This is a genomic window from Shinella sp. G-2, from assembly GCF_050172695.1.
Lineage (GTDB): Bacteria > Pseudomonadota > Alphaproteobacteria > Rhizobiales > Rhizobiaceae > Shinella.
In genome coordinates this window covers 35049-47433 of sequence record NZ_JBBEYH010000027.1, presented here as the reverse complement: position 1 = coordinate 47433, position 12385 = coordinate 35049, and the positions used below count along the sequence as shown (strand labels likewise).

The following is a 12385-nucleotide window of genomic DNA, read 5'->3' as shown; positions in this document are numbered from 1 at the left end:
TTCGGGAGGCGCCGCATGAACACCCTCATCTTCCGCACGGTCGCGCCGTTCCTCACCGCCCTGATGGTGCTGTTCTCGCTCTTCGTGCTGCTGCGCGGCCACAACGAGCCGGGCGGGGGCTTCATCGGCGGCTTGATCGCGGTCTCGGCGCTGGCGATCTTCGGCATCGCCAATGGCATTCCGGCCGTGCGCAGGGCGCTCCATTTCCACCCCATGGCGATCTCCGCCTTCGGCCTCGTCATGGCGGCCGTCGCCGGCCTTCTGTCCATGGTCTTCGCCGTGCCCTTCATGACGGGGCTGTGGATCTATCCCGTCGTGCTCGGCGTCGAGATCCCGCTCTCCAGCGTCATGCTGTTCGACACAGGCGTCTATCTCGTCGTGGTGGGATCGATCACCTCCATCGCGCTGGCGCTGGAAGCGGAGGAGGACATCTGATGGAAGTGCCCTTCGTCCTGCTCATCGGTCTCTTCTTCGCCGCCGCCGTCTACCTGATGCTGTCGAAGTTCCTGGTGCGTGTGCTGCTCGGCGTCGTGCTGCTCGGCAACGGCGTCAACCTGCTGCTCTTCACCAGCGGCCGCCTGATGCGCGAGGTGCCGCCGATCATTCCGGCCGGGCACGACGTGCCGGTGGGGCTGACGGCCAATCCGCTGCCGCAGGCGCTGATCCTGACGGCGATCGTCATTTCCTTCTCCTTCTTCGCCTTCCTTCTCGTGCTCGTCTACCGCGCCTACCAGGATCTCGGCACCGACAACGGCAACGAGATGCGCCTGGCCGAGCCGGAGAACGATCCCCTTCCGCCGACCGGCTACTGACAGGACCCGCCCCGCCAATGGCCGCTTCGCCCACCGATCTTTCCGCCGCCCTCGTCACGACCCCGGTCGCGCTCGCCGACTGGCTGGTCGTGCTGCCGCCCGTCTGGTGCCTCTTGACGGGCGCGCTGCTCCTGATGATGCGCAAGTCGCTGCGCCTGCAGGGGCTGCTCGCCGTGCCGGCGCTCCTCGTTCTCGTCGTGCTGGACGGGCTGCTGCTGGCGCATGTCGCGCAGAACGGCCCCGTCACCATGGTCATGGGCCGCTGGCTGCCGCCCTTCGGCATCGCGTTTACGGCGGACCTTGCCGGCGTGCTCTTTGCGCTTGCCGGCGCGGTGGTGGCGCTGGCCGGCGGCGTGCATGCGCTGACCGAGATCGACGGCAGCGGCCGGCGCTACGGCTTCTATCCGTTCCTGCTGCTGCTGATGGCGGGTGTGTCGGGCGCCTTCCTGACCGGCGACATCTTCAACCTCTATGTCTGGTTCGAGGTGCTGCTGATCTCGTCCTTCGGCCTGATCACGCTGGGTTCGGAGCCGCGGCAGATCGACGGCGCGATCAAATACGCCTTCCTCAACCTCATCGCGACGACGCTGTTCCTCGTCACCACGGGCTATCTCTACGGCATCTTCGGCACGCTCAACATGGCCGACATCGCCACCAAGGCGGCGGCCGGGCGCGCCGACCTGCCGCTGATGACGCTCGCCACGCTCTATCTGCTGGCCTTCGGCATGAAGGCGGCGGCCTTCCCGGTGAACTTCTGGCTGCCGGCCTCCTACCACACGCCGCGCATCGTCGTGTCGGCGCTCTTCGCCGGCCTGCTCACCAAGGTCGGCATCTATGCCCTGCTGCGCACGCTGGTCATGCTCTTTCCGGTCGAGCGGGAGGAACTGAGCTTCCTCATCGCGCTTGCCGGCGCGGCGACGATGATCCTCGGCGCGCTGGGCGCGCTCGGCCAGAGCGATATCCGACGCCTGCTCGGCTATGTCGTCATTTCCGGCATCGGCGTCATGCTGGCGGGCCTGTCGCTCGGCAGCCCCGGCGGCGTGGGCGGGGCGATCTTCTATGCGCTGCATTCCATGGTGGTCATGACGGCGCTCTACATGGCGGCGGGTCTTGCCGGGCGCCTTGCCGGCAGCTTCGACCTGAACCGCATGGGCGGGCTCTACACGCGCTCGGGCTTCTTCTCGGCGCTATCGCTGGTGCTGTTCTTCGCCGTCTCCGGCCTGCCGCCGTTCTCCGGCTTCTGGCCCAAGGTCATGGTGGCGAAGGCGGCGCTGGATATCGGCGCCTGGTGGCTGACGGCGACGGTCTTCCTCACCGGCTTCCTCACCACCATCGCGGTCGGCCGCGTCTTCCTCTTCGCCTATTGGCGGCCGGCGCAGGACGCGCTGCCGGCGGAGGCCGTGCCTGCCGGCGCGCTGCTGCCGCTTACGGTCCTGACGGCGCTGACGGTGGGCTTCGGCCTCTTCCCCGATGCGCTGCTCTCCACCATCCAGGCCGCCGCGCAGGGCCTTGCCGATCCGCGCGCCTATATCGGTTCCGTCTTCCCGGGAGGGACCTGACCATGCGTCCGGCCGTCACCATCGCGCTGTTCGCGCTCGTCTGGCTTGCCGTCTCCGGCAGCTTCACCATTCCCAACCTGCTGCTCGGCATCGCCGCGGGCGCGCTGTCGCTGTTTCTCATCCGCGGCCATGTGCATCCCGACGGGCGACGCATCCGGCCGCTGAAGCTGCTGGCGCTGGTCGTGCTCTTCGTCAAGGAACTGGCGCTGTCGGCCTGGAAGGTGGCGGTGCTGGTGGCAAGTCCGAAAATGACGCTGAAGCCCGGCATCTTCGCCTTCCCGCTGACCGTCGACCGGGATTTCGAAATCACGCTGCTCGCCAATCTCATCACGCTGACCCCCGGCACGCTTTCCGTCGACGTCTCGCCCGACCGCAAGGTGCTCTACGTGCATGCGCTCGACTGTTCCGATCCCGTCGGCACCCGGCGCGACATCGCCAACGGCTTCGAGAAGAGCATATTGGAGGCCTTCCGCTGATGGACGCGCAGACGATCCTTTCCGTCGCCGTGGCGATCGCGCTCTTCCTGATGGCCGCCGCGCTGTTCCTGACGGCCTATCGCGTCGTCAAGGGGCCGACATTGCCGGATCGCATCGTCGCGCTCGACATGCTGGTCGCCATCGCCATCGGCTTCATCGCGGTCATCGCCATCAAGACCGGCTTCAACCTCTATATCGACATCGCCATCGCGCTCGGCCTCGTCGGGTTCCTGGCCACCGTCGCCTTCGCGCGCTTCGTCGAGCGGCAGGGCCGGCAGGCGGACGAGGAGGAAGCGCCCGAGCCGCAACCCGCACGGCAGGCAAAGAGGGGCCGGAAGGGAAGGGTGCGCCGATGATGGACCTCGTTCTTGCACTGGTTGTGGGCGCGATGCTGGTCGTCGGCGGCGTCTTCACGTTCCTGGCGGCGCTCGGCATCGTGCGCCTGCCGGATGTCTATACCCGCATGCACGCCGCCTCCAAGGCCGGCACGGTGGGCTCCGGCCTCATGCTTTTCGCCGCCGGCATCCATGCCATGGACGCGGCGATCTTCACGCGGGCGCTGGCGGGTTTCGTCTTCTTCGTGCTGACGGCGCCGATCGCCGCCCACCTGGTGGCCAAGGCGGCGCATGGCGCGGGCTACCGCCTGACGCAGCGGACCGTGGTCGACGATATGCGCGCAGCGCGCGAGCGCGCCACCAAGAAGCGTTAACGCTTTGCAGAAATCGTGACCCCTAAATTTTAGGAGTAACGGTCGCATTACGACAGAATGGCCGGGTTACTCGAAGATATCCTTCGCCGATTCAAAATAATACTGGACAATCAATTGAGGAATGATATCTCAAGCGAAGTAAAGCATTTCGGTTGATTTAGCTTGCACGCGGTTTTCCTGTCTAGGTTGAGTTGATGCCGTAGTCATACCCTGGTGGCATGTATTACGGACAGAAATTCGAGTGGCGAACGGCGGTCTAGGCGGCCAAAAGTTATATTCAAATGCAATGGCGGTGTTTGACTGCCATGGCGCAGACGAACATTAACGCCGCCAGGCAATCGATCGTGACCGGGCTTTACATGAAATTCCACAATCATGTCGATGGGAGGGGCCATCGACTTCCACGTTGCCCGACAGGAGAAAAAGCATGACTGAAACAACCATCGGCGTCGCCTCGAATCTGCTCGTTGAACTGACTGCGGATATCGTCGCCGCCTATGTCGGCAACCATGTCGTTCCGGTTGCAGAGCTGCCCGGCCTGATCGCCGATGTGCATGCCGCGCTGAACAACACGACCCAGCCGGCCGCCGCTGTCGAAGCGCCCGTCGCTGCTGAAAAGCCGAAGCCGCCGGTGCCGGTGAAGAAGTCGGTTCAGCCCGACTACATCATCTGCCTGGAAGACGGCCAGAAGTTCAAGTCGCTGAAGCGCCACCTGATGACCCACTACGGCATGACCCCGGAAGAGTACCGCGAGAAGTGGGACCTGCCGGCCGATTACCCGATGGTCGCGCCCGCCTATGCCGAGGCCCGTTCGCGCCTCGCCAAGGAAATGGGCCTCGGCCAGCGCCGCAAGGGCAAGTAAGCCGTCCTTCGGCCGTCTTTCAGACATTGCCGTAGAGATCAGAAAGGCCGGATCCGCAAGGGTCCGGCCTTTTGCTTTGCTGATTGTGGGCGATGCGCATCGGATCGCGAGGAGGTTGGCCGTTTGATACCGTTCGGTCCCGGCGATGGATCAGGCGGCCACCTTCAGCGCCGCTTCTTCGCGAATGCGCCGGACCATCGAGCGCAGGCCGTTGGCGCGCTGGGAGGAGAGGTGCTCGACGAGGCCGATCGTGTTGAAGGTGTCCAGCGCGTCGAGCGCCGCGATCTCGGAGGCGCGCTTGCCGGAATAGATGGCGAGCACGATGGCGACGAGGCCGCGCACGATATGGGCGTCCGAATCGCCCTCGAAGGTCATGAGCGGATCCGCGCCGCCTTCGGCATGGCTGACGAGCCAGACCTGGCTGGCGCAACCCTGCACCTTGTGGGCCGCCGTGCGCTTGTCCTCGGCCAGATCCGGCAGCGCCTTGCCGAGCTCGATGACATAGCGGTAGCGGTCTTCCCATTCTTCGAGGAAGGCGAAGTCGTCGACGATCTGTTGCAGCGTGGCCATGGCGTTCCGTCTTGAGAGCGACTGCGGTGACCGCAATTGCTCTATCCTGTTGCTGTCTCGCATTGTCCGACGCCAACGCGACAACGCTTTGGCTGAAAATGCTCGGCTTCGCCCTTGATATAGGCGAGGGCGCCAAGGATTTGAACCGCAAACCGCTACGCACAAAAAGAAACGCCGCAGGGAACGGGTCCGTGCGGCGGTTGCAAAGCAACGAGTCAGGCAGGCAGTAAAACGTGGCAGGCAATAAAACTTGGGGTGCCGCTCCGAGGCGAACGGCGCAGTCGAGAGGGTGGCTTATCCCTTGTGGTCGGGACGGCGGGTCGGGATGGCGACGGTGCCGGTGATGACTTCGGCGTCGGCGTCCACTTCGGCGACGGCCGGAAGCGGCTGGTCGAGCGCTTCCTTCTTCGTCGGGCCGGCCTTGGCGACGTCGGCGCCCTCTTCGGCGAACTGGGTGTCGAGGAACTGGTAGGCGATGCGGGCGCCTTCACGGGCCCGGTGGCCGAGGGCGACGAAGGTTTCCGAACCCTTCTGGCAGACGTCGGGCTTTTCCAGGCACATGGCGGTCACGTAGCCGATGGCTTCGCTGGCGGCGCTGAAGGTATCGCCGAGTTCGACCGTCGGCCCCTTTTCCAGCTTCGCGGAGGATTCCGCGTCCAGGAAGGGAAGAAGGACGAGAACCAGTGAGAACCAGAACGTTCCCTTGATCAGAAACCACATCGCTTGCCATCCTCGTTAGCGCCTCGGCTCTTGGCGGCCTTCGGCTTGATTGGTCCTTGGCGAACCGTTGATGCGAGAATAGGGGCGGGAAGGAAATTCCCCTTTGCCGGAATCACTCAGGTTTTGCCCAGTTTTGATTAAAATGCGACCTTTCGGCACTTTAAGGGCATTTGAGGCAGATTTTAGCGATCGCCGTTAAGGATGATGGCGCGCCCCGCCGCCGCCAGCGCCCGGAATGCCGGTAAGGCCAGCCGGGCCGCTTTGCCCCAGAAGTTAATGTGAACAGAAAAATGCCGCAAAATGAGGCGCTTACGCCCCGTTAACCACGCCGGACGAATGGCCGTTGGATTGCCCCGAAATGGGACTTTTGGGCCTTTTTGAGCGTCTTTCGGCCCCCAGCGTTTATTCTTTCCTTAAGTCGCCGATGCGATTTTGGGCTCACACAAAAGAACATAAACGGCAGGGTTTTGCGTTGCGCCAATTGACCACCATCGCTGACAGAATGGCAGCCCGCCTGGGCGCCGTTGCTGGCATGGATGCCGTCGAGGCCCGCCCCTCCGCGCCGCTGCGTGCGACGACGCTCGCGCTGCTCGCCGCCGTTCCCGGCCTGCCGCTCGCATTCTCCACCATCATGCCCGCTTCCGCCGCGCTGCCGGCCGGCGTTGCGCTTGCCGGCGCCGGCGCGCTCTTGACCGCCGCCGTCTCGGCCGTGCGCCCGCAGCGGCCCATCAAGGGCAAGACCTTCGCCGAGACGATGGCGGAGACCGCTCCGCCCGCCGTTTCGCCCTACGATCTCTTCGCCGGTCTCGTGACGCTGCACGATGCGCGCGGCTTCGTCACAGCCGTGCATGGCCGCGACCGTGCCGACATGCTCTCCTGGATGCGCGATCCGATGGGCCGCGGCTATCTCGACCAGATCCATGTGTCCGACCGGCTCGGCTTCGTCGCCGCCATCGATCGCCTGCGCCAGGGCGCGACGCGCGAGACCGTCGACGTCCGCATCGACCGCCCGCGCCTCGAGGCGGATGCCGAGCAGTTCACGCATATGCGCGTGGAAATGACGGCGCTGGCCGGCCCGGACGGGACGCTCGGTGCGGTGCTCGCCCAGTCGCGCGACATTTCCGAAGAGGCGCGCCTGCGCAGCGAAAGCGCACGCAAGACCGCCGAAGCCGAATCCGCCAACGATGCCAAGACGCGTTTCCTCGCCGCCGTCAGCCACGAGCTGCGCACGCCGCTGAACGCCATCCTCGGCTTCTCCGACATCCTGTCGGGCGAATATTTCGGCAAGCTGGAGAACGACCGGCAGCGGGAATATGTCGCGCTGATCCATCAGTCGGGCTCGCACCTGCTCTCCGTCGTCAACACCATGCTGGATGTGTCCAAGATCGAGGCCGGCCGCTACGAGCTTCTGACGGAGCCCTTCATCGTCGCCGACAGCGTCAGGGCCTGTGAGCAGATGCTGGGCCTTCAGGCGCGTGACAAGGGCATCAAGCTGACGAGTCGCGTGCCGCGCGCCATCGGCGAGGCCGTGGCCGACCAGCGGGCGATCCAGCAGATCCTGATCAACCTCGTCGGCAACGCCATCAAGTTCACCGACCGCGGCGGCGTCGTGACCATCGACGCGGCGCGCGAGGGCCGGGACCTCATCCTGACCGTCAGCGACACCGGCATCGGCATTCCCGCCGACAAGCTGGCGCTGATCGGCCAGCCCTTCATGCAGGTGCAGAACGAATATACCCGCAAGTACGAAGGCACCGGCCTCGGCCTGTCGCTCGTCAAGGGCCTCGTCGCGCTGCATGGCGGCACCTTCCTCATCGAGAGCCGCCAGGGCGAGGGCACGGTCATCACCGTCCGCGTGCCGGCCGACGGCTCGGGCATTGCAGGCGACGACGAGCAGCAGATGGCGCCGTCGTCCACCGTCGATTTCCCGCCGCGCCTTGCGGCCGCCATGGAGACCGTCTACCAGCCGTCGCACGATGGCAAGGACACGCAAGATGAACGCGCACGTCAGAAAACAGCCTGAGCGGCGCCCGCAGGCCCGCAAGGGCCGTTCCGGCGGGCGCAACCAGCCGCAGCACCGGCCGAACGTCGTGCTGACAGGGCTTGCCGCGCTCGGCGGCCTTGCCGCGCGCTATCCGAGCGCCGTCGGCGGCACCTGCGCCTTTCTCGTCGTCTTCTCCTTCGTCGCGGCCAACGCGCTCTGGTACCAGCCGGGCGGCCACCCCGCGCCCTTCCTGAAGATGCGCTCGCACGACAATTCGCTCGGCTTCACCGCCACCAGGCCCGAACCGCACGACGTGACCACCTTCCTCATCGAGCGCGAGGGAGAGGAGCAGCCCTTGCCCGAGGTCACCGACGTGACGCCCGGCGAACGGCCCTTCGACGAGGTGGCCAAGGTCATCGAGACGCGCCCCGCCCAGACGCAGGCCGAAGCGGAGACCGATCCGGTCGCCGCCGCCATCATGCAGGCGGAAGCGGACCCCGCCGTCACCTCGGCCGTGGCAAGGCCCGCGCCGAGCGATCTGGTCATGCGGATCCAGAAGGGCCTCAGCAATATCGCCTATACGGATATCGCCGTCGACGGTCTCATCGGCGACAAGACGCGCACGGCCATCCGCCACTTCGAGAAGCACTACCGCCTGCCGGTGACGGGCGAGCCCAACGAGCAGGTGCTCGCCAAGCTGAAGGATATCGGCGCGCTCTGACGCGCCGTGTTCGACGAAAGTCTTACGCCTACAACCTGCCGCCCTTCCAGGTTTTCCGAAAGAAAGAATTAACCATGTCTGCCGGATGATCCCTAGATCACCGGGAGGATCGTCGAGCCATGTCCAACGCTGCCTTGCGTGAGACTGCGCACAACCCTGAAGCCGAAATGCCGCCGCCATCCGCCGATGCCGGCACCCTTCGCCGGGTCGTCGGCGCGCTGGCCTCCGAGGCCTCCGCGCTCGGCCTTCATCTCGTCGACATCGCCGGTTCCATCCAGGACACCGCCGCGCAATCGCGCGAGCATGCGGCGCTCTTCGCGCGGCTCACCCAGTCGGCGACGGCGATTGCCGGGGCGAACGGCGACATCGCCCGCGCGCTCGGCGAGACCGACCAGCTTGCCGCCAGCGCCCGCACCGTGCTGGGCGAGCAGGCGGTGCAACTGAACGGGTCCATTGCCGCCATCGACCATATGGTGACGGCCTCCAACGAGATCGGCACGGAAATATCGGCCTTTTCCGGCGCGCTCGCCGATGTCGGGCGGCTTGCCGACGCCATCGGCACCATCGCGCGGCAGACCAACCTTCTGGCGCTCAACGCCGCCATCGAGGCGGCGCGGGCGGGGGAGGCGGGCAAGGGCTTCGCCGTGGTGGCGGCGGAGGTGCGCACGCTGTCGCTGGAGACCTCGAGCACGACGGCCGCGATCCAGAAGACTCTGCAGGAACTGCGCGCCCGGATCGACCGGCTGGAGGTGGCGGGCGAGGGCGCGCGCGTTTCCGCCGAGGGCGTGAAGACGACCGCCTCGGCCGTGCAGGGCTCCTTCGCCGGCGTGGAAGCGGTGATGTCGAAGATCCTCGACAGCGCCTCCGCGCTTGCCGCGACGACCGGCGCGGTGGACAAGGAATGCAGCGCCTTCGCCGGCTCCATCGGCGCGGCCTCGGGCGAGCTTGCCCAGGGCAACGCGATGCTGCAGGCCGCCTCCGGCAAGGTGGGCGAAGTGGTGACGATTTCCGAACGCATCATCCAGGCGACGGCCAGCGCCGGCATCGAGACGCCCGACAGCCCCTATGTCAGGCTCGTGCAGCGGCTGGCCGGCGAGATCTCCGCCCGGTTCTCCGACGCCGTGCGAAGCGGCGCGATCGGCATGGAGGCGCTGTTCGACCGGCAATACAGGCCGATCCCCGGCACCGATCCGGTACAGATGACGACCCGCTTCACCGATTTCACCGACCGCATGCTGCCGGCCGTGCTGGAGCCGGTCGTCGCGGCCGACGAGCGCATCGCGTTTTGCGCCGCCGTCGACGAAAACGGCTACCTGCCGACGCACAACCGCAAATTCTCCGAGCCGCAGAGGCCGGGCGATCCTGCCTGGAACACCGCCAACTGCCGCAACCGCCGCATCTTCAACGACCGCGTGGGCCTTGCGGCGGGGCGCAATGCGGAACCCTTCCTGCTGCAGACCTATCGCCGCGACATGGGCGGCGGCCAGTTCGTGCTGATGAAGGACATTTCCGCGCCGATCACCGTCAACGGCCGCCACTGGGGCGGGCTGCGGCTGGCGATCCGCGCATAGGTCTTGCGACGGCGCGGTTGCCCCCCTGCGCGGTTGCCCCCTGCGCGGTTGCCCTGATGCGCCGCGCCGTGTATGCCGCCGCCATGCGCCTTCGCACCGACATCTTCGTTTCCGCTCTCCTGCGCCGCGTCTTCGCGCGCGGCGACTTCGCCGCCGTGGAGGCCAAGGGCGCCGAGGAGGCGGGGGCGGTGTTCGTGCGGCAGGTTTTCCGCAGCAGTGCCGAGAGCCTCCATGCGCCGGCCCCGCAAAGCTTCTTTGCCGAGGACGAAAGCGGGCAGCGGCTGTTCGAAACACGGCTGGCGCAGGTCGAGGCCGACGCGGTGGCCGAGGCGATTGCGCGCGAGCGCCGCTTCGACGGCGATCTCTGGGTCGTCACCATCGAGACGGACGACCTCGGCGACCTCATCGACTTTGCCGGCGACGAGCCGAAGGACGACGGGTTCTTCCGGCGCTAAGCATTTCCAGTCGACGCAGCGTGCTTCGGCGTCGGACAATGCGACAAAGGAAGTCTTCATTTCCAGACGAGGCAGCATGCTTCGGCGTCGAAAGGGCGGCCTGTTCCGGCGGGAACAGCGGCGCGCCGGGCATCATGGGAAAAGGAGGGCACACAGGCAGCGGCCTGTGCCCAACCCCTGGAGAACGCCCATGTTTATCGTGCTGCCCGCCCTTGCACTGCTGATTTCGGGAATGTTCGTCGCGACCATGCTGGCCGCGCTCTCCGCCGAGCGCCACGAAGCGGCGGCGCGCGTTCCGGTCAAGCGCCGGGTCTTCTGAAATCCGCTCAGCCGGCGGCGCGTTGCCGTCCGGTTTCGGGAGCCGTCTGCGCTCCCGCCGCATCCCCATTGGCCGCCTTCGGCAAGCCATCGCCGCTCGTATACCGATCCGCCCGCTGCCAGCTTTCGACCCTTTGGGTCGCTTCTGCCGGATCGAGCGAGGCGAGCAGCGTTTCGGCGCCTCCTTCGGCCAGGTGCGGATAGATTTTCGCCAGCATGAACAGGCTGTCTTCCGCCGGCAGAGCGAGCGCCAGCAGCGTCTCGGCAAGCTGGCGGCCGGAGACGTCGAGCAGGATGCGTTCGGACAGCCATTGGCTGGAGGCGAGCGCATCGGCGAGCGTCACCGAAAGCATGCCGACCTCTCCGGCGCGCGCGAAGCGCACGAAGAGCGCCTGATGGGTTTCGCTCGCCGGATCCAGCCGGACGGGCGCTTCCACGGCGGGCGTCGCCGCGCGCACCAGGGCGCGCAACTCCTCGCGGATCTGTTCTTCCCGTTCCAGCCGCGCGGCTTCCCGAAGGGCGGCCTCGCGGTCTTCGCCGGTGCGCCGGCTTGCATGATCCTGATGGGTGCCGACCAGCGCCTCGATGACGGCGGGCGAAAGGTCCTCTCGCCGGCCGATGGCGCGGGCGTGATCGGGCCCGGTGCTGCGCAGGATGCGCATCAGCGTGACGTCGGCGATGGTGCGCGCGCCCATGAGGAAGATGGCGGCGATGGCGATGGGCTGGCGGGCGATGAAGAGGGCGATTTCGTCAGGCACCTGCGGGCAGCGCGACAGCGCCGCAACCGCCTGTCGGCGCGCCTCTTCGCTGGAGGCGGCATAAAGCGGCTCGAACAGTTCGCCGAACTGGCGCAGATCCGACTTGGACGGAAAGCGCAGGCTCTCGAAGCTGGACACCGTGGCCATCAGAACGATGTCCTTCGGCCGCCCTGCCTGCGGTCTCTCCAGTTCGCGAAACCTGTCCGCCACGAAACACCTGTCATCCCCGAACCGGCAGCCCCTTGCCGATCCCTGCTGTCATTCATGAAAAGTAGAGGAAAAACCTTAGCGAGCCGTTAACCTTGCTCGCGCGGAAACCGCAATGTTTACAAGGAAGTGCCGTTTGGGTTGCAAAGGCCGGGCACGATAGGAGCGGGGTGGGGAAAGCCTGTTTTGCAGGCGATGCGCCGTCTCAGGAAGATACAACCTGGCGGCCGTTCGCGACGCAATTCTTAACATGCGAAGGGGATAGGGTTTTGTTAACGATCGTCAAAACGCGCGTTTACAATCGGTTGTATCCGTTGAGAATTTCTCATATGGCGTGTAAATATTCATCATTTATTAATTGGGATTGCTGAGAGTGGCGCTTGTAGTATCGTTGAGGTTGCAGGATACCACTTACTACACCGGGGGTACTGAAATGCGTGAAAATGCAAAGAAAGTCGTTTTTCCCAAGACCAGACGGTCGAACCTGCCGGGCGCAAGCTACATCACGCAGATGTTGCGCCAGCTCAAGGAACAGGCCGATGAGATCGACTGGCAGCTTGCCTATATGATCGAGATGGCCGCGACGCACTCGATGGACATCGATGTCGGCAGCTACGAGGCCGAAACGGCGCGGCAGGCAACCGCGTTGCGCAGTTAGAACCA

At 65.8% G+C, this 12385-nt stretch carries 16 protein-coding genes; 13 read left to right on the top strand and 3 right to left on the bottom strand.

What is annotated here, in order from left to right; translation table 11 throughout:
• Positions 1–15 precede the first annotated feature (15 nt).
• The 7 genes from V8U06_RS25200 to V8U06_RS25170 all read left to right on the top strand — a co-directional run bounded on the left by V8U06_RS25200 (position 16) and on the right by V8U06_RS25170 (position 4418).
• Entirely contained in the window at positions 16–435 is a 420-nt protein-coding gene (locus tag V8U06_RS25200; protein ID WP_427143016.1) for a Na(+)/H(+) antiporter subunit B, read from the top strand.
• Positions 435–812: a Na+/H+ antiporter subunit C gene (locus tag V8U06_RS25195; RefSeq protein ID WP_226919923.1), complete on the top strand. Its 378-nt coding sequence runs from the start codon at positions 435–437 to the stop codon at positions 810–812. The genes V8U06_RS25200 and V8U06_RS25195 overlap by 1 nt, the downstream gene beginning before the upstream one ends.
• Positions 813–829: 17 nt before the next feature.
• Positions 830–2371, top strand: coding sequence for a Na+/H+ antiporter subunit D (locus V8U06_RS25190; RefSeq protein WP_427143015.1), 1542 nt, complete (start codon positions 830–832; stop codon positions 2369–2371).
• 2 nt (positions 2372–2373) lie between these two features.
• Positions 2374–2847, top strand: a complete 474-nt coding sequence (locus V8U06_RS25185; protein WP_427143014.1) for a Na+/H+ antiporter subunit E — start codon at positions 2374–2376, stop codon at positions 2845–2847.
• Positions 2847–3203: a cation:proton antiporter gene (locus V8U06_RS25180; RefSeq protein ID WP_427143013.1), complete on the top strand. Its 357-nt coding sequence runs from the start codon at positions 2847–2849 to the stop codon at positions 3201–3203. Before V8U06_RS25185 ends, V8U06_RS25180 begins: the two co-directional genes overlap by 1 nt.
• Positions 3200–3556 (top strand): monovalent cation/H(+) antiporter subunit G, encoded by a 357-nt coding sequence (mnhG, locus tag V8U06_RS25175; protein WP_427143012.1) that lies wholly within the window; start codon positions 3200–3202, stop codon positions 3554–3556. The genes V8U06_RS25180 and mnhG overlap by 4 nt, the downstream gene beginning before the upstream one ends.
• 427 nt (positions 3557–3983) lie before the next feature.
• The gene (locus tag V8U06_RS25170; protein ID WP_427143011.1) at positions 3984–4418 is read left to right on the top strand and encodes a MucR family transcriptional regulator; all 435 of its coding nucleotides are present in this window, start codon (positions 3984–3986) and stop codon (positions 4416–4418) included.
• A 150-nt stretch (positions 4419–4568) separates the two neighbouring features.
• Here the strand turns inward: V8U06_RS25170 and V8U06_RS25165 are convergent, their stop codons facing one another.
• Positions 4569–4988 carry a SufE family protein gene (locus V8U06_RS25165; protein WP_427143010.1) on the bottom strand — a complete coding sequence of 140 codons (420 nt, stop codon included), beginning with the start codon at positions 4986–4988 and terminating at the stop codon, positions 4569–4571.
• Between the two features lie 294 nt (positions 4989–5282).
• Positions 5283–5708: a DUF5330 domain-containing protein gene (locus tag V8U06_RS25160; protein ID WP_427143009.1), complete on the bottom strand. Its 426-nt coding sequence runs from the start codon at positions 5706–5708 to the stop codon at positions 5283–5285.
• 502 nt (positions 5709–6210) lie between these two features.
• Here V8U06_RS25160 and V8U06_RS25155 point away from each other — a divergent pair.
• The 5 genes from V8U06_RS25155 (at position 6211) to V8U06_RS25135 (ending at position 10758) form a co-directional block, all read left to right on the top strand.
• The gene (locus tag V8U06_RS25155; RefSeq protein WP_427143008.1) at positions 6211–7731 is read left to right on the top strand and encodes a sensor histidine kinase; all 1521 of its coding nucleotides are present in this window, start codon (positions 6211–6213) and stop codon (positions 7729–7731) included.
• A complete protein-coding gene (locus tag V8U06_RS25150; protein ID WP_427143007.1) occupies positions 7703–8413 on the top strand; it encodes a peptidoglycan-binding domain-containing protein in 711 nt (236 codons plus the stop codon). The genes V8U06_RS25155 and V8U06_RS25150 overlap by 29 nt, the downstream gene beginning before the upstream one ends.
• 119 nt (positions 8414–8532) lie before the next feature.
• Positions 8533–9984: a methyl-accepting chemotaxis protein gene (locus tag V8U06_RS25145; RefSeq protein ID WP_427143006.1), complete on the top strand. Its 1452-nt coding sequence runs from the start codon at positions 8533–8535 to the stop codon at positions 9982–9984.
• Between the two features lie 83 nt (positions 9985–10067).
• Entirely contained in the window at positions 10068–10439 is a 372-nt protein-coding gene (locus V8U06_RS25140) for a DUF1491 family protein (protein WP_226919912.1), read from the top strand.
• A gap of 190 nt (positions 10440–10629) precedes the next feature.
• Positions 10630–10758 (top strand): hypothetical protein, encoded by a 129-nt coding sequence (locus V8U06_RS25135; protein WP_256463807.1) that lies wholly within the window; start codon positions 10630–10632, stop codon positions 10756–10758.
• 7 nt (positions 10759–10765) lie between these two features.
• Here the strand turns inward: V8U06_RS25135 and V8U06_RS25130 are convergent, their stop codons facing one another.
• Positions 10766–11662, bottom strand: coding sequence for a DUF2336 domain-containing protein (locus V8U06_RS25130; RefSeq protein ID WP_427143005.1), 897 nt, complete (start codon positions 11660–11662; stop codon positions 10766–10768).
• A 493-nt stretch (positions 11663–12155) separates the two neighbouring features.
• Here V8U06_RS25130 and V8U06_RS25125 point away from each other — a divergent pair, with 493 nt between their 5' ends.
• On the top strand, positions 12156–12380 hold the full coding sequence (locus V8U06_RS25125) for a hypothetical protein (protein ID WP_427143004.1): 225 nt from the start codon (positions 12156–12158) through the stop codon (positions 12378–12380).
• Positions 12381–12385 lie beyond the last annotated feature (5 nt).